The organism is Streptomyces sp. AV19 (genome assembly GCF_015999245.1).
Classification (GTDB): domain Bacteria; phylum Actinomycetota; class Actinomycetes; order Streptomycetales; family Streptomycetaceae; genus Streptomyces.
This window is the reverse complement of sequence record NZ_JAEAMR010000007.1, coordinates 589,394-605,333: the sequence shown is the minus strand read 5'-3', so window position 1 is coordinate 605,333 and position 15,940 is coordinate 589,394. Positions and strand designations below refer to the sequence as shown.

Here is a 15,940-nt window from a genome sequence, read left to right as displayed (position 1 = left end):
CTGTCACCTGTCGCAACCTCCCATGACCGGGTCGATGCTGGCCACGGCGACGATGACGTCGGCGACCTGGCCGCCCTCGCACATCGCCGCCATGCACTGGAGGTTGGTGAAGGAGGGGTCGCGGAAGTGCACGCGGTAGGGCCGGGTGCCGCCGTCGCTGACGACGTGGGCGCCGAGCTCCCCCTTGGGCGACTCCACCGCCGCGTACGCCTGTCCCGGCGGTACCCGGAAGCCCTCCGTCACCAGCTTGAAGTGGTGGATCAGGGCCTCCATCGAGGTGCCCATGATCTTCTTGATGTGGTCGAGGGAGTTGCCCAGGCCGTCGGGGCCCAGGGCGAGTTGGGCCGGCCAGGCGATCTTCCGGTCCGCGACCATGACCGGGCCGGGCTCCAGCCGGTCCAGGCACTGCTCGACGATCCGCAGCGACTGGCGCATCTCCTCCATCCGCACCAGCAGGCGCCCGAACGCGTCGCAGGTGTCGACCGTCGGCACCTCGAAGTCGTACGTCTCGTAGCCGCAGTACGGGTCGGACTTGCGCAGATCGTGCGGGAGGCCGGCGGCCCGCAGGATCGGGCCGGTCGCCCCGAGCGCCAGACAGCCGCTGAGGTCGAGGTAACCGACGTCCTGCATACGGGCCTTGAAGAGCGGGTTGCCGACGACGAGCTTGTCGTACTCCGTGAGGTTGCGGCGGAGCTTCTTGACCAGCTCGCGGACCTGGTCCACCGCGCCGGGCGGCAGGTCCTGGGCGAGGCCGCCGGGCCGCACGTAGGCGTGGTTCATGCGCAGCCCGGTGATGAGCTCCAGGACGTCGAGGACCATCTCCCGGTCACGGAAGCCGAAGACGGCGACGGTGGTGGCGCCGAGCTCCGTGCCGCCCATGGCGACGTAGACCAGGTGGGAGGAGATTCGGTTCAGCTCCATCAGGAGCACGCGCAGGACCGTGGCCCGCTCGGGGACCTGGTCCGTGATGCCGAGCAGCCGCTCGACGGCCAGGCAGTACACCGTCTCGTTGACGATCGGCATGAGGTAGTCCATGCGCGTCACGAAGGTGGTGCCCTGGGTCCAGGTGCGGTACTCGAGGTTCTTCTCGATGCCGGTGTGCAGATAGCCGATGCCGGCGCGGGCGTCGGTGACGGTCTCGCCGTCGATCTCCAGGATGAGCCGGAGCACGCCGTGTGTGGAGGGGTGTTGGGGGCCCATGTTGACGACGATGCGCTCGTCGTCGGTCCGGCGCGCCGCGGAGACGACGTCGTCCCAGTCGCCTCCGGTGACGGTGTAGACGGTCCCTTCGGTGGTCTCGCGCGCTCCGGCGGTGCCCTGTGGACTGGTGGATGACGTGGACATCAGCTGTACGACCTCCGCTGGTCCGGAGCCGGGATCTGGGCGCCCTTGTACTCGACGGGGATACCGCCCAGGGGGTAGTCCTTGCGCTGCGGGAAGCCCTGCCAGTCGTCCGGCATCATGATCCGGGTCAGTGCCGGGTGTCCGTCGAAGACCAGCCCGAAGAAGTCGTAGGCCTCGCGCTCGTGCCAGTTGTTCGTCGGGTAGACGTCGCAGACGGACGGCAGGTGGGGGTCGGCGTCGGGGACGGAGACCTCCAGCCGGATCGTCCGGCCGTGGGTGAGGGAGCGCAGGTGGTAGACCGCGTGCAGCTCGCGGCCCTTGTCACCGGGGTAGTGGACGCCGCTGACGCCGGTGCACAGCTCGAAGCGGAGCGCCGGGTCGTCGCGCAGCGTGCGGCAGACGCGGACGAGGTGCTCGCGGGCGATGTGGAAGGTGAGCTCGCCGCGGTCGACGACGGTCTTCTCGACGGCGTTCGACGGGAGGAGGCCCTGTTCCTCCAGGGCGCCCTCCAGTTCGTCGGCGACCTCGTCGAAGTAACCGCCGTAGGGCCGGACGGACTCGCCCGGCATGCGCACGGTGCGCACCAGGCGCCCGTATCCACTGGTGTCCCCGCCGTCGCCGGCGCCGAACATGCCCGTGCGGACGCCGATGACGTCGCCGGCCTCCCCGCGCATGCCGGGGACGCTGCCGTTCTGCTCGGTCACTTCAGCAGCCCCTTCATCTCGATGAGGGGCAGGGACTTCATGGCCGTCCGCTCCGCCTCCAGCTCGGCCTCGACGCGGTGCGCGCCGAGCTTCTCGCCCTGGATCTCGCGGTGCAGTTTGAGGATGGAGTCCATGAGCATCTCGGGGCGCGGCGGGCAGCCGGGCAGGTAGATGTCGACGGGGACGATGTGGTCCACGCCCTGGACGATGGCGTAGTTGTTGAACATGCCGCCGCTGGACGCGCAGACGCCCATGGAGATGACCCACTTGGGGCTGGGCATCTGGTCGTAGACCCGGCGCAGCACCGGCGCCATCTTCTGGCTCACCCGCCCGGCGACGATCATCAGGTCGGCCTGGCGCGGGGAGCCGCGGAAGACCTCCATGCCGAAGCGGGCGAGGTCGTAGCGGCCCGCGGCGGTGGTCATCATCTCGATGGCGCAGCAGGCCAGGCCGAAGGTGGCCGGGAAGACGGACGCCTTGCGCACCCAGCCGGCGGCCTGTTCGACGGTGGTCAGCAGGAAGCCGCTGGGCAGCTTCTCCTCAAGACCCATGTGCGGTCGCCCCCTAGTCCCATTCCAGGCCGCCGCGCCGCCAGACGTAGGCGTACGCGACGAAGACGGTGAGTACGAAGAGCAGCATTTCGACGAGCCCGAACAGCCCGAGGGAGTCGAACGTGACGGCCCAGGGGTAGAGGAAGACGATCTCGATGTCGAAGACGATGAAGAGCATCGCCGTCAGGTAGTACTTGATGGGGAAACGCCCGCCGCCGGACGGCTGCGGGGTGGGTTCGATGCCGCACTCGTAGGCCTCGAGCTTGGCGCGGTTGTACCTCTTGGGCCCGATGCGCGATGCCATGACCACGGAGAAGACCGCGAAGCCGGCACCGAGGGCTCCCAGTACGAGGATGGGCGCGTAGGCGTTCATCCCTCCCCGCTCCTTCCAGTCGACGCTGACTGCTGGCTGTCGGGACCCCGGCGGCTGGACCGCTCACGGGCGAACACCGCGGAAGGATTCTGCGAAGATCGCGAATATGTGAGGCAGTTCACAAGCCCGGGTCTAGGGCATCTTATGCCCGCTGGTCTGTGATCTGCGACACGGCGTACGGGCCCGTGTTTGTGATCTCCGCCACCTGACGAACGATCATCAAGTCGGATGAGCAGTGATCTTCCGGCTCGAAGCGCCTTGACGATCACCATCGAGCCCTTTTCCGGACATACCCACTGGCCGGAACGGTGAATCGCCATCAAGGTGTGAGCGCCGCACGCACTTTGACACGCACAACCGTCAACTGATAATGGAGCGACACCCGGTGGAACGGCACGTCGCCGCCGCGCCCGGCCGAGGGCTCGTGCTTTCCTTCACCAACGCCCGCCGGGGACGCGCCGCGTGAACTCCGCCACGCGCGCACATGCCGGACGGCCGCGGATCCCCGCTCTCCTCGACGGCCGAGACCAGAACGTGATATACCGCTCGGTCACTCGCCTCCATGTGCCCAAATGCCATGCTTAACCGCATGATCACGATTGCCGGGGCGGCCCGCGGAGAGTCGCCTTCCGGTGCGTGTGGCCCGAATTCGGAGCGTTCGACAGGCAATTGTGGCCCACGTCACTCATATTGAACTCAACCTGTGCTGACTGGTAAGCCCTTGTCCCATGTCCTCCAACGCGCACATAACCAGCCACCGGAAGCCCCGTCGCCCGGCGACCCAGTCCTGGGCCGTCCGCACGGGTGTTGCCGGTGGCGTTCTCAGCACCCTGGCCGTCACGGGCGCTGCCCAGGCCTCCGCCGCGGAGAAGCCGGCGGAGGCGACGATGGAGATGCCGGCGCTCACCGCCGACCTCTCGTCGTCGATCGCGCAGACCGCGGTCGCCACGCAGCAGACCGCGAACGACTACCAGGTCCGCGCACAGGTGGACACCGCGGTGGACCACGCCCGCGCCGCCGCCAAGAAGGCCAAGCAGGAGGCCGACCGCAAGGCGGAGGCGGAGCGCAAGGCCGCCGAGGCGAAGGAGAAGCGGGAGGCCGAGCAGGCCCGCGCCTCGCGGGACGCGCAGCGGACCGCGCTCTCCACCAAGACCGCCGCCTCCACGCCGGACGACGACTCCGACTCGACGTCCACCGGTTCCAGCGGTTCCAACGGTTCCAAGTCGGACTCCGACAGCTCGACGTCCACGTCGTCGTCCTCCTCCTCGAAGAGCTCCACCGGTGCGACCGGCAACGCCGCCACGCTGGTGTCCTTCCTCCAGGCGCAGGTGGGCAAGGCGTACGTGATGGGCTCCACCGGCCCGTCCTCCTACGACTGCTCCGGCCTGGTCATGGCCGCCTACCAGCAGATCGGCATCAGCCTCCCGCGCGTCTCGCAGGACCAGTCGACGGCCGGCACCCAGGTCGGCCTGTCCAACCTGCAGCCGGGCGACATCCTCTACTGGGGCTCCGCGGGCAGCGCCTACCACGTCGGCGTCTATATCGGCGGCGGCAAGTTCATCGGCGCGCAGAACCCGAGCACGGGTGTCGTCGAGCGCGACCTGAGCTACTCGCCGCCCACGGGTGCCGTGCGCGTCATGTGAGTCGCCGCTGCCGCGACATACGGAAGGGCCGCCGTTTCCCCCCTGGGAACGGCGGCCCTTCCGCGTTGCCCGGGACCGGGCTCGGCCGGGTGCCTCCCCCCAGTGCGGTGTTGCGCGGGCACCCGGCCGGCCGATGTCCGGTCGTCCGGTATGCGGTGGGGTGAGTCTGCGGGGTGGGTGGGGCCGGGCACAAAGCCCTTCGGTAAGGGCCGAATACGGGCTTTTATTCGGATCGGTTCGCGGATGCGAGCGGATCGGATTTGACCGAATTGGATCGGACCGGATCGGTCCGACCGCCGGCCGCGGCGGGCCCCGCTGCGCGGTGAAGGATGCCCCGGCCCCGCCCTTTCTCCGTTTCCCGGGGAGACCCCGGCCCCCGTCCGCCCTCCGGGCGGAGGCGGGGGCTGCGCCCCCTGCACCCCGCTCCGGGGCTCCGCCCCGGACCCCACAACGCGGCTACGCCGCGTTCGTCCTCAAGCGCCGGACGGGCTGGATTTCGCGCCCGGCCGCATCAACCGGCTCAATCAGCCCATCCGGTCAACAGACCCGGAGCGCGCAACCAGCCCGTCCGGCGCTTGAGGACAAAGCGGCGCAGCCGCTTTGCGGGGCCCGGGGCGGAGCCCCGCAAGGGGTGCAGGGGGCGCAGCCCCCCGCCCCCGCCCGGAGGGCGGTTGGGGGTCCGGGGCCTCCCCGGGAAACGGAGAAAGGGCGGGACCGGGGCGGAATCAGCGCGTCAGCGCATCAGCGCGCCGTCCACCAGCTCCCCCGCCCCACCCGTGTACCGCTCCGGATCGCACAGCTCCGCGCACTCCCCCTCCGTGAGGACACCCTCCAGCCGCGCATCGGCGGAGAGGACGTCGGCGAGCGGACGGCCCGTCCGGGACGCCTCCGCCGAAAGCTCCGTCAGCAAGCGCTTCGCCGCCGCCTTCCCCAACCGGGGTGCCAGTACCGCCGAGACCCGCTCGGACACCATCTGGCCCCCCGTCAGGCCGAGATTCGCCCGCATCCGGTCCGGCCGCACCTCCAGCCCCTCCGCCAGTTCGACGGCCGTGCGCGCCGCGCCGCCCGTCAGCCGCAGGCACTCCCGCAGGGGGAGCCACTCCGCGTGCCACGTGCCCGCCGAGCGCTCGTCCTCGGCCAGCAATTGCTGGGTGAGGACGAGCGCGAAGGCCGGCACCTGGAGGGCCGCGGAGCGGATCATCGTGGCGAGGACCGGGTTGCGCTTGTGCGGCATGGCGGAGGACGCGCCGCGCCCCGCCACCGCCGGCTCGGCGACCTCGCCGACCTCCGTCCGCGTCAGGTTCTGCACGTCGAGCGCGAATTTGCCGAGCGCCCCGGCGGCCATGGACAGCGCGGCGGCCAGGTCGGCCATCGGGGTGCGCAGGGCATGCCAGGGCACGGCGGCGGGCCGGGCCAGCCCGGTCTCCTCCGCGAAGAGCGCGCCGAGCCGCCCGGCGTACGAGCCGAGGTCCGCCTCCCCGGCCAGGCGCGCGTACTCCAGGTACCCGGCCAGCGTGCCCGCCGCGCCGCCGAGGGAGACGGGCAGGCCGCCGTCCAGCAGCCGGGCGACCCGCTCCTCCGCGTCCAGGACGAGCTGCCGCCAGCCGGCGGCGCGCAGGCCGAAGGTGGTCGGGACGGCCTGGAGGGCGATGGTGCGGGCGGCGGCCGGCGTGTCGCGGTGCGCGGCGGCGAGCCGTCCCAGCGCGTCGGCCGTGCGGCGCAGATCGTCCCGGACGAGCCGCAGGGCGCGGCCGGCGACCAGCAGGGCGCCGGTGTCGAAGACGTCCTGGCTGGTGGAGCCCCGGTGGACGTACTCCGCGGCGGCCGCGTCCCGTTCGGCCACCACGGCCGTGAAGGCGGCGATCAGGGCCACGACCGGGTGGGCGTTCTCCCGCGAGGCCAGCGCGAGGGCCCGCGTGTCCAGCAGGGCGGCGTCGGCCGCGCCGGTGATGACCTCGGCGGCTTCCGGCGGGACGGTCCCCAGCCGGGCCTGCGCCCGCGCGAGCGCCGCCTCGGCGTCGAGCATGGCCTGCACCCAGGCGGTGTCCGAGGTGGCCTCCTCGACGGGGGTCCCGGCCCGGACGGGCGAGAGCAGTCCTGTATCCGAAAGATGAGTGGCCTGATTCGTGGTCATACGCGGATCTCCGTCGGTGCGTCCGGCACTCCGGGGGCCGGGGGAAGGGCGAGCAGGGAACGGGCGATGGCGTCGGCGTCGGCCAGGGTCACCGAGTCCACGCCCGGGCGCGTGCCGGCGGCCGTGACCCAGTGCACGGATTCGGTGGGGACACCGTAGGCACAGCGCCGCGGGTGTGCGACGCCATCGGCGGCGAGCAGGTGACAGGGCCGCCCGCCGACGGCGAGGCCGCCGGTCTCGTACGGCGGCCCGGCGGCGGACGGCACGCGGTACGGGGCGCACTGGCCGGTGTCGAGGAGGTGCCGCAGCAACGGGTCCTCGGTGCGCCGCAGGTCGGGTTCGGGCAGCCGGGCCTCGATCAGCGCGGCGGCCCGCACGGGCGGGCCCGGCACCTCGGACGGGATGGCCACGAAGGCCGGGTCCCGGACGTCGAGGCGGACCTCGGTGCCGGGCCCGGTCACCTCCAGCAGGCCCGCCTCGATCAGGGCGGCCGCCTCCTCGATCCGGCGGGCCGGCGGGCCGATGGACAGGAAGGCGTTGAGCGGGGTGTACCAGCGCTCCAGCTCGTCGCGGTGGGAGTCCCCGTCGAGCCCGGCGTGGTCGACCGCGAGCCGGACCTCGTTGCGCAGGTCGCGCAGCACGTCGAGGGCCGCCTTCAGCGGCCCGTCCACGTTGCCCTCGCGCGCCGCGCGCACGTCCGCGCGCAGCCGGCCGAGCAGCCAGCGGCGGAACTCCTCGCGGCCGGCGAAGTCACGGCCCTTGAGGGGAGCGGCGATCCGCTCCCAGTCCCATCTTCGCCCCGGCGGGACGCCGTACGCGTCGAGGAGCTCCTCGCGCTCCCCGCTCGCCCCGGCGGCCAGGTAGCGCGTGGCGAACTCCGCGCGCTCGGCGTCCCGTCCGAGCGCCGTCAGCAGCGTCCCGTAGTAGACGGCCTCCACCTCGGCGGCGATGAGCGGCCACAGGTCGGCGGTGAAGCGGAGGGGCCCCCGGGCCCGCAGGGCCGCGATCCGGGCGGGGGTGAGGAGCCGGGGGAGGTGACGCCCGGACGGGCCCTTCTGGTTCTCGCCGCGCGCGTGGTACGGCACGCCGCGCCGCGAGAAGGCGCACAGGCGCGGTTCCCGCCCGGAGGGCCGGTAGGCGAGCCGGCCGTCCCCCGCGCGCCCGAACGTGCCGCCGCGGCCGGTGGTGAACAGGGCCATGTAGTCGAAGAAGTTGAGGCCCAGCCCCCGTAACAGCACGGTGGATCCGGGCGCCACGCCGGACAGGTCCGCGTCGGCGGGGTTGGCCGGCGTCAGGTAGGCCAGGCCGTGCAGGCGGGCGAGGCTCGCGGTGCGGGCCTCGGCGGCGGTGGGCCGGGCGGGCACGTGCCCGAGGGCCAGCACCACGGCGTCCAGCCCGTCCAGCCGGGTGCCGTCGGCCAGCCGGAGGGTCTGCGGCCCGCCGGCCGCGCCGTGCGCGTCGGTGAGCTCGACGGCCCGCGAGCGGTGCACCCGCACGGTGACGTGGGCGGGGGCGCCGTCGACCACGCGCCGGAAGCAGTCGCGCAGGTAGCGCCCGTAGAAGGCACGGGTCGGGTACGCGTCCGGGCCGAGCCGGCGCGCCTCGGCGAGCACCCACGCCTCCTCGCCGCTCCTCTCCCCCGCGGCCGCCACGCCCCGGGCCCACTCGTGGAGCGTGGGCCCCGGCTCGACGGGCCCGTCGATGCGCGACGCGGCGTCGGTGAACAGGGTGATCTGGGAGGCGACGGTGTTCATCAGCAGGTGCCGCGACTGGTCCGGGCGCCACACGGCCCCGGCGCCGGGTAACGCCGGGTCGGCCAGGTGCACGGTCACCGCGGCGTGCGCGGGGGCGGCGCGCTCGTTGGCGCACAGCCGCTCCAGCACGGAGAGTCCGCGGGGACCGGCTCCCACCACGGCCATGACGAAGGTGTCGGTCTGCGCACGGGGCGCCGGTGCGGCCACGGAACGCGCTCCATTCAAGCCGTAACGGGTGGGGGAAAGGGCGAACGGGCGGGAGGGAGAGGGCGGTTCAGCCGCGCGCCGCGGCGGCCGGCCCCGGACACGCGCCGCAGCCGGCCGCCAGGACCGCCGGCTCCGCCGGGGCGTCGTCCCGGGACTCACCGCGGCGGACGGGCCGCCGTTCGTCCCGCAGCAGGTCGTGGAGCGCGGCCGTCGCGGCCAGCCAGCGGTCCGCCGCGCACTGCCGGGCGCAGGCCGTGAAGGGCGTCGCACCGGAGTGCGGGGACGCTACGTCTGGTTGCGGCACGGTGCAGTCTCCCCCGCTTCCGCCCGGCTGCCGGCGATTGCCTGACATGCCGTCAGACACGGCCGGGGCTCCACCCGGCTCCGGGGGTAACTTAACCCGACGCGAACGGCGTTCGAAAGGCCGGAACGCGAAAGGCCGCCATGCGAAAGGCCGGCGCGCGAAGGCCGGCGCGCGCAACGCCTCGCGGACGCGCGAAGGCCCCCGCGCGCCGTCACCGGCACCCGGGGGCCTCGCGGGAGGTCACGCCTTCGGCGCGATCCGGCTCAGTCCGTTGATCACCCGGTCCATCGCGTCGCCGCCGGTCGGGTCGGTGAGGTTGGCCAGCATCTTCAGCGTGAACTGCATCAACAGGGGGTGCGTCAGGCCGCGTTCGGTCGCGATCTTCATGATCTTGGGGTTGCCGATGAGCTTCGAGAAGGCCCGGCCCAGCGTGTAGTAGCCGCCGTAGCTGTCCTTGAGGACCTTCGGGTAGCGCTGGAGGGCGATCTCGCGCCGGGCGGCGGCGCGGCCGTGGGCCTGGACGACGACCTCGGCGGCGATCCGGCCGGACTCCATGGCGTAGGCGATGCCCTCGCCGTTGAACGGGTTCACCATCCCGCCCGCGTCACCGACCAGCAGCAGGCCGCGCGTGTAGTGCGGCTGCCGGTTGAAGGCCATCGGCAGGGCGGCGCCCCGGATCGGGTCGGTCATGTTCTCCGGGGTGTAGCCCCAGTCCTCGGGCATGGAGGCGCACCAGGCCTTGAGGACCTCGCGCCAGTCCAGGTCCTTGAAGGCGCCGGTGGTGTTCAGGACGCCGAGGCCGACGTTGCAGGTGCCGTCGCCCATGCCGAAGATCCAGCCGTAGCCGGGCAGCAGCCGGGGCTCCGTACCCCGCCGGTCCCACAGCTCCAGCCAGGACTCCAGGTAGTCGTCGTCGTGGCGGGGCGAGGTGAAGTAGGTGCGGACGGCCACGCCCATCGGCCGGTCCTCCCGCCGGTGCAGCCCCATCCCCAGGGACAGCCGGGTGGAGTTGCCGTCGGCGGCGACGACGAGCGGGGCGCGGAAGGTGACCGGGGTCTTCTCCTCACCCAGCTTGGCGTGCACCCCGGTGATCCGGCCGGTGCGGTCGTCGATGACCGGGGCGCCGACGTTGCACCGCTCGTACAGCCGGGCACCGGCCTTGACGGCCTGCCGGGCGAGCTGGTCGTCGAAGTCGTCGCGCTTGCGGACGAGGCCGTACTCGGGGAACGTGGCCAGCTCCGGCCAGTCCATCTGGAGGCGGTTGCCGCCCGCGATGATGCGCAGGCCCTTGTTGCGCAGCCAGCCCGCCTCCTCGGAGATGTCGATGCCCATCGCGATGAGCTCCTTGACCGCGCGCGGGGTCAGGCCGTCGCCGCAGACCTTCTCGCGCGGGAACGCGGTCTTCTCCAGGAGGAGGACGTCGAGTCCGGTCCTGGCGAGGTGGTACGCGGTGGTGGAGCCGGCGGGACCGGCGCCGACCACGATCACATCGGCGGTGTGTTCGGCAGGGACGTCGCTCATGTCGGCTCTCCCGTTCGGTGATTGGAGGCAGTGCTGCTGAGGTGCTGCTCCCGACGAGTCTATGAGCCACTCCCGGGCGAACGGGCACGGGTTGTTGACTCCGGGCCACCGGGCGGTCACCCGGATGATCATCGCTTCCCGGCCCGCCAGCGGGTGAGCGCGGTGTCGGACGTCCGGAGCCAGGTGGCCCTCGGGCCCATGCCGGCCCGCCCCTGGAAGAGGATCGCGCACTCGGTCCCCGACCCGTCCACGTACGCCTGGCCGACCGCGCGCATCGGCCGTCCGCGGTCCTCCCAGGTCCACTCCCACAGGGCGCCCGGGCGTCCCTTGAAGATGTTGCGGGTCAACCGGAGCCGCCGGTGACCCTCCTGCCGGCCGACCGCCTTCTCCAGCTCCTGGAAGTGCTCGCAGGACGGCCGGTCCGCCTTCTCGACGATGCCGCCGCGCAGTTGCCCGGGGCCGGTGGGCCCGTGCCGGTCCAGCTGCCCGCCGCCCTTGTCCTCGCGCCGCCGGCCCTCGGGCACGGCCGGGGAGAAGCCCTCGGGGGCGTCGACCCGGACGCGTAGTTCCCGGGCGGCGGGACGGTGGTGACGGGCGAGGAGGACGGCCGGGACGACGGCGTGTCGGGGCCGGCCCCGTCGTCGTACTGGTCGCCGTACCGGTCGTAGCCGGAGCACCCTGCCGAACGTCGGTCCCGGACGCGGCCGTTCACTCGGCGGGCTTGAAACCCCGGTGCAGAGCGACGATCCCGCCCGTCAGGTTCCGCCAGGCGACCTTCGACCAGCCGGCCTTCTGCAGCCGCGCGGCGAGCGCCGGCTGGTCGGGCCAGGCCGAGATGGACTCGGCGAGGTAGACGTACGCGTCCGGGTTGCTGCACACCGTGCGGGCGATCGGCGGCAGCGCGCGCATCAGGTACTCCGAGTACACCGTGCGGAACGGCGCCCACGTGGGGTGGCTGAACTCGCAGATCACCACGCGCCCGCCGGGCTTCGTCACGCGCAGCAGCTCGGCGAGCGCGGCGTCCGTGTCGTGCACGTTGCGCAGCCCGAAGGAGATCGTCACGGCGTCGAACACCCCGTCCGCGAACGGCAGCCGCGTGGCGTCGCCGGCGGTCAGCGGCATCCAGGGGTGGCGCTTCTTGCCCTCGCGCAGCATGCCGAGCGAGAAGTCGCAGGGGACGACGTACGCGCCGTCCGCGCTGAAGGGGATCGACGAGGTGCCGGTGCCGGCCGCGAGGTCGAGCACCTTCTGCCCGGGACGGGCCCCGACGGCCCCGGCGACGGCCCTGCGCCACAGCCGGGCCTGGCCCAGCGAGATCACGTCGTTGGTGAGGTCGTACTTGGCCGCCACGTCGTCGAACATCGCGGCGACTTCGTGCGGCTGCTTGTCCAGGGAGGCTCGGGTCACTCCCCCATTGTTCACCCCGTCCGAACCCTCCCGTCACAGGGGGCTCTGGACGGGTACGGCCGCCCCGGATCGACGACCGCTCCGCGGTGCGGACTGCGCTCTTCCTGTGGGCCCCCGCCCCCCAGGACCACCGGCTTCCCCCGTGGACGCGTGTCGCTACGCGGCCCCGCCGGTGGTGCGCGTCCTTGCGGCCGGCCGGTCCAGCGATGGCCGGGCCCTCGAAGTCGCACCGCGGAGCGGCCGGAGCGGCCGTCCCCGCGGTGATCATCCTGCCGGGTGGGAGCGGTGGGAGGGATTCCCCTTGACGGGGCTCTGACGTGGGGCGCTCCGGTCCATACGGATCACTGACGATGCGGTTCAGTTCTCCACAAGGGCGGCCAAGTCGATCTCGACCGGGAAAGGCATCTCAGTGACGAGCTTCTCCCGGTGCACCGGATGCAGGGGCGCGGCGACATACGCGCTCCCGCCGACAGGCAGCCAGTACTCGTACACCGAGAGGCTCTCGTCCTCCAGTTCGACGCGCCAGTAGAACGGCACACCTGCCTGGGCGAACTGTGCGGGCTTGCGAAAACGGTCATCGCTACGGGAGCCGGGCGAGACCACTTCCACCGCCAACCTCACCTTGTCGACCGAGGTGCACTCCACACCGAGGAATTCGAGCTCTTTCCTGTCGGAGACGACCACATCGGGCTTGATGATGGTCTGGTCGCTGAGCATGACGCAGCGCTCGACGTTGACCCGGTACTCATCAGGTGCAGCCCGGCGAAGGTAATAACGCAGCTCATCGCGCACGTTGTCGTGCCACAGCTTCGTCTGCCCACGGACCACGATCACTCCGTCCACAAGTTCCCAGTCGAAGGGCAGATCAAGATCCTTGACCTGGTTGTACGTCCAGCCCTCCGCAGGCGGAAACATCCAGTTGTCAGGAGTGGCCTTCTCCAGCCGTTCTGCGATCATCACTGCTCCCATGGACGCGAGTGTGGACGCGGATACGAACCGCGGTCCCGTATACGACGGTAGCGTCACCCGAAGTAATGAACCGGCCCTCCGCGCCGGACTCACCGCCCCCGGAACACCAGCCGCCCCGCCAGCACCGTGGCCACGCAGGTCCCCGCGCCGGACGCTAGCAGCGCCGCCTCGTCCGGCACGTCGAAGACGGCGAAGCCGGCCCGGCCGCCGACGGTCAGCGGGCCCGCGAAGCCGCCCCCGCTGCGGAACGGATCGAGATCGGGCTCCGCACCCGGCACCCCCGCCGCCGACACCCCCGCCGCCAGAACTGCGCGCAGCCCCGACCGCGCCACCGCCGTCCGCACCACCGGATCCGTGAACTCCCCGGCCACCGCCGTCGTCCCGTGCCGCAGCATCTGCTGCAACCCCCGCCGCACACTGCCCGCCCAGCGGCTCTCGCTCATCTCCAGGGCCGCGAGCCGCTCGCCGGTCAGCGGGCGGTCGCCCACCGCGTCGTACTCGCGCGGGTCGGGGTGGTACGTGCGCTCCAGCAGCGCCTCGCCGTGCTCCTGCCGCAGCCCCGGCGTGATCAGGCCCGGCCACCGCCGCACCCGCGCCCCCGGGTGGGCGGCCGCCACCTCCTCCAGCGGCCCGAGCGCCGCGACGGCCGAGCCGTCGACGACGACCGCGCCGCCCGGCACGGCGGCACCGGCACCCGCGCCGGTCAGCAGCAGCCCCGCCGCGTGGATCGTCAGCACGCTCAGCGCGCGTCGAGCAGCTTGAGCTCGGGGTGGGCCGTGCCGCCCTCGATCGCCGTGGACGACAGGTGCGAGACGACGCGGTCGTCGACCGGGTCGTCCGCCGGGTCGTCGTGCACGACGATGTGCTCGTACGTCGTCGTCCGCTGCGCCGGGACGCGCCCCGCCTTGCGGATGAGGTCGATGATCTCCATCCGGTTCGAGCGGTGCTTGGCGCCGGCCGAGGAGACGACGTTCTCCTCCAGCATGATCGAGCCCAGGTCGTCCGCGCCGTAGTGCAGCGACAGCTGGCCGATCTCCTTGCCCGTGGTCAGCCAGGAGCCCTGGATGTGCGCGACGTTGTCCAGGAACAGCCGCGCGATGGAGATCATCCGCAGGTACTCGAAGATCGTCGCCTGGGTGCGGCCCTTGAGGTGGTTGTTCTCGGGCTGGTACGTGTACGGGATGAAGGCGCGGAAGCCGCCCGTGCGGTCCTGCACGTCGCGGATCATCCGCAGGTGCTCGATCCGCTCGGCGTTGGTCTCGCCGGTGCCCATCAGCATCGTGGAGGTCGACTCGACGCCCAGGCCGTGGGCGATCTCCATGATCTCCAGCCAGCGCTCGCCCGACTCCTTCAGCGGGGCGATCGCCTTGCGCGGCCGCGCGGGCAGCAGCTCGGCGCCGGCGCCGGCGAAGGAGTCCAGGCCGGCGGCGTGGATGCGGCGGATGGCCTCCTCGGCGGAGACGCCCGAGATGCGCGACATGTGCTCGACCTCGGACGCGCCGAGGGAGTGGATGACGAGCTGCGGGAACGCCTTCTTGATCGCCGAGAAGTGCTCCTCGTAGTACTCCACGCCGTAGTCCGGGTGGTGACCGCCCTGGAACATGATCTGCGTGCCGCCCAGCTCCACGGTCTCCGCGCAGCGGCGCAGGATGTCGTCGAGGGGCCGGGTCCAGACCTTCTTGCTCTTCGGGGCGACGTAGAAGGCGCAGAACTTGCACGCGGTGACGCACGAGTTCGTGTAGTTGATGTTGCGCTCGATGATGTACGTCGCGATGTGCTCGGTGCCCGCGTACCGCTTGCGGCGCACCGCGTCGGCCGCGGCGCCCAGCGCGTGCAGGGGGGCGTGCCGGTAGAGGGCGAGCGCCTCCTCCGGGGTGATCCGGCCGCCGGCGGCGGCGCGGTCGAGGACGGCCGCGATGTCAGAGGGCGTGAGGTCGGCGTTCTCCGTCACCGTGCGTCCCTTCGGAGGGGGTTCGTGAAGTCTCGGACCAGCCTACGCGGCCGCCGGCCCGCGCCTCGGGCGAGGGTGGCCGCCCCGGACCGCCCGGGACCTCGGCCCCGCCGGGCCCGGGCCCTCGGGCCCGATTTTCAGCCTATGACTCAATTCATGGGCCGTCCCAGGAACCCGGGTCCCGGATTTGCCCATCCACTAGGGCGGAACACACCGAACCGTCATGTCCTTCGGGGCAGCAGAATCGTCCGGAGCGACGCGATGACGCACTCAGCCAACGGGGCCTACCGGTCCCAGGGCCACCGCCGGGCCTCCCGCGCGAAACGCTGGACCATAGTCGTGGCCTCCATAGCCGTGCTCGGGCTGATCACCGGCGGAGTGCTCAAGTACTTCGAGATCGGCCCGTTCTCGCGCAAGGGCGAGCCGGTCAGCTTTGGACAGGACGTTCCCGCGAACGGTACCGGCGGCGGCCAGGCGGGCGGGAACGACGGGGCGAAGCCGGCCGCCGACTCCAAGATCGCGATGCCGACCGGCCCGAAGGCGGACTTCAAGAACGCCAACACGCTGAGCGACGGCACCGAGATCGGCGTCGTGACGTACACGGGCAAGAAGTCCGGTTTCACCGGCAAGGTGTGGGTCTGGGCCCCCAAGCAGTACAAGGAAGAGCAGTACAAGGACAGCGGCTTCCCCGTACTGATCGCGCTCCCCGGCGGCCCCGGCTTCCCCGTCAACTACTGGATGGGCACGGACCTCGGCCTGGAGTCGAGCGTCGCGAAGTGGTCGAAGGAGGGCAAGAGCAAGCCCTTCATCATCGCGATGCCGGTCCTCAACCCGAGGAACGCCGACCCCCTGTACTGGGACGGCAGTGACATCCCGGGCCAGCCCAAGATGGGCACCTGGCTCACCGAGGACGTCCCGCAGCTGATCAAGGAGAACTTCCGCACGATCAAGTCGCGCGACGGCTGGGCCTTCATGGGCTCCTCCACCGGCGGCTTCGCGGGCCTGAAGGCCGTGCTCAAGCACCCGGACAAGTTCAAGGCCGTGATCGCCTCCGGCCCGGACATCGTCCCCGACTCCC

General features: G+C 72.0%; 15 protein-coding genes. 2 read left to right on the top strand and 13 right to left on the bottom strand.

Annotated elements, in window-relative coordinates:
* Positions 1–3 precede the first annotated feature (3 nt).
* The 4 genes from I5Q34_RS12365 to I5Q34_RS12350 are packed head-to-tail and all read right to left on the bottom strand — an operon-like array spanning position 4 to position 2,972.
* Complete coding sequence (locus I5Q34_RS12365) at positions 4–1,344, bottom strand: NADH-quinone oxidoreductase subunit D (RefSeq protein WP_199892242.1); 1,341 nt, start codon at positions 1,342–1,344, stop codon at positions 4–6.
* Positions 1,344–2,018 carry an NADH-quinone oxidoreductase subunit C gene (locus tag I5Q34_RS12360; protein WP_199892926.1) on the bottom strand — a complete coding sequence of 225 codons (675 nt, stop codon included), beginning with the start codon at positions 2,016–2,018 and terminating at the stop codon, positions 1,344–1,346. Before I5Q34_RS12360 ends, I5Q34_RS12365 begins: the two co-directional genes overlap by 1 nt.
* A 26-nt stretch (positions 2,019–2,044) precedes the next feature.
* On the bottom strand, positions 2,045–2,599 hold the full coding sequence (locus I5Q34_RS12355) for an NADH-quinone oxidoreductase subunit B family protein (RefSeq protein WP_199892241.1): 555 nt from the start codon (positions 2,597–2,599) through the stop codon (positions 2,045–2,047).
* Between the two features lie 13 nt (positions 2,600–2,612).
* The gene (locus tag I5Q34_RS12350; RefSeq protein WP_199892240.1) at positions 2,613–2,972 is read right to left on the bottom strand and encodes an NADH-quinone oxidoreductase subunit A; all 360 of its coding nucleotides are present in this window, start codon (positions 2,970–2,972) and stop codon (positions 2,613–2,615) included.
* Between the two features lie 728 nt (positions 2,973–3,700).
* On the opposite strand from I5Q34_RS12350, the gene I5Q34_RS12345 reads away from it, so the two are divergent.
* Positions 3,701–4,615: a C40 family peptidase gene (locus tag I5Q34_RS12345; RefSeq protein WP_199892239.1), complete on the top strand. Its 915-nt coding sequence runs from the start codon at positions 3,701–3,703 to the stop codon at positions 4,613–4,615.
* A gap of 733 nt (positions 4,616–5,348) precedes the next feature.
* Here I5Q34_RS12345 and I5Q34_RS12340 read toward each other — a convergent pair.
* From I5Q34_RS12340 to mqnC, 9 genes are all read right to left on the bottom strand, one after another.
* Complete coding sequence (locus I5Q34_RS12340) at positions 5,349–6,749, bottom strand: lyase family protein (RefSeq protein ID WP_199892238.1); 1,401 nt, start codon at positions 6,747–6,749, stop codon at positions 5,349–5,351.
* The gene (locus I5Q34_RS12335) at positions 6,746–8,668 is read right to left on the bottom strand and encodes an FAD/NAD(P)-binding protein (protein WP_199892925.1); all 1,923 of its coding nucleotides are present in this window, start codon (positions 8,666–8,668) and stop codon (positions 6,746–6,748) included. The genes I5Q34_RS12340 and I5Q34_RS12335 overlap by 4 nt, the downstream gene beginning before the upstream one ends.
* Before the next feature lie 109 nt (positions 8,669–8,777).
* On the bottom strand, positions 8,778–9,014 hold the full coding sequence (locus I5Q34_RS12330; RefSeq protein ID WP_199892237.1) for a hypothetical protein: 237 nt from the start codon (positions 9,012–9,014) through the stop codon (positions 8,778–8,780).
* Positions 9,015–9,254: 240 nt separating this feature from the next.
* The gene (locus tag I5Q34_RS12325; protein WP_199892236.1) at positions 9,255–10,535 is read right to left on the bottom strand and encodes a geranylgeranyl reductase family protein; all 1,281 of its coding nucleotides are present in this window, start codon (positions 10,533–10,535) and stop codon (positions 9,255–9,257) included.
* Between the two features lie 128 nt (positions 10,536–10,663).
* A complete protein-coding gene (locus tag I5Q34_RS12320; protein WP_199892235.1) occupies positions 10,664–11,212 on the bottom strand; it encodes a hypothetical protein in 549 nt (182 codons plus the stop codon).
* A 31-nt stretch (positions 11,213–11,243) separates the two neighbouring features.
* A complete protein-coding gene (locus I5Q34_RS12315; RefSeq protein WP_199892234.1) occupies positions 11,244–11,942 on the bottom strand; it encodes a demethylmenaquinone methyltransferase in 699 nt (232 codons plus the stop codon).
* Positions 11,943–12,299: 357 nt separating this feature from the next.
* Positions 12,300–12,911, bottom strand: a complete 612-nt coding sequence (locus I5Q34_RS12310; RefSeq protein WP_234428736.1) for a Uma2 family endonuclease — start codon at positions 12,909–12,911, stop codon at positions 12,300–12,302.
* A gap of 89 nt (positions 12,912–13,000) precedes the next feature.
* Positions 13,001–13,648 carry a hypothetical protein gene (locus I5Q34_RS12305; RefSeq protein WP_199892233.1) on the bottom strand — a complete coding sequence of 216 codons (648 nt, stop codon included), beginning with the start codon at positions 13,646–13,648 and terminating at the stop codon, positions 13,001–13,003.
* Between the two features lie 2 nt (positions 13,649–13,650).
* Positions 13,651–14,862, bottom strand: a complete 1,212-nt coding sequence (gene mqnC, locus I5Q34_RS12300; protein WP_199892232.1) for a cyclic dehypoxanthinyl futalosine synthase — start codon at positions 14,860–14,862, stop codon at positions 13,651–13,653.
* Between the two features lie 261 nt (positions 14,863–15,123).
* Between mqnC and I5Q34_RS12295 the strand changes: the two genes are divergently transcribed.
* Positions 15,124–15,940: esterase family protein (locus tag I5Q34_RS12295; RefSeq protein WP_199892231.1), on the top strand; the 817-nt coding region annotated here is incomplete at its 3' end.

What these genes read in the sequence shown, in the direction of transcription:
- I5Q34_RS12365 (WP_199892242.1), bottom strand. Translation starts at nt 1,344, where the DNA reads ATGTCCACGTCATCCACCAGTCCACAGGGCACCGCCGGAGCGCGCGAG.
- I5Q34_RS12360 (WP_199892926.1), bottom strand. Translation starts at nt 2,018, where the DNA reads ATGCGCGGGGAGGCCGGCGACGTCATCGGCGTCCGCACGGGCATGTTC.
- I5Q34_RS12355 (WP_199892241.1), bottom strand. Translation starts at nt 2,599, where the DNA reads ATGGGTCTTGAGGAGAAGCTGCCCAGCGGCTTCCTGCTGACCACCGTC.
- I5Q34_RS12350 (WP_199892240.1), bottom strand. Translation starts at nt 2,972, where the DNA reads ATGAACGCCTACGCGCCCATCCTCGTACTGGGAGCCCTCGGTGCCGGC.
- I5Q34_RS12345 (WP_199892239.1), top strand. Translation starts at nt 3,701, where the DNA reads ATGTCCTCCAACGCGCACATAACCAGCCACCGGAAGCCCCGTCGCCCG.
- I5Q34_RS12340 (WP_199892238.1), bottom strand. Translation starts at nt 6,749, where the DNA reads ATGACCACGAATCAGGCCACTCATCTTTCGGATACAGGACTGCTCTCG.
- I5Q34_RS12335 (WP_199892925.1), bottom strand. Translation starts at nt 8,668, where the DNA reads ATGGCCGTGGTGGGAGCCGGTCCCCGCGGACTCTCCGTGCTGGAGCGG.
- I5Q34_RS12325 (WP_199892236.1), bottom strand. Translation starts at nt 10,535, where the DNA reads ATGAGCGACGTCCCTGCCGAACACACCGCCGATGTGATCGTGGTCGGC.
- I5Q34_RS12310 (WP_234428736.1), bottom strand. Translation starts at nt 12,911, where the DNA reads ATGGGAGCAGTGATGATCGCAGAACGGCTGGAGAAGGCCACTCCTGAC.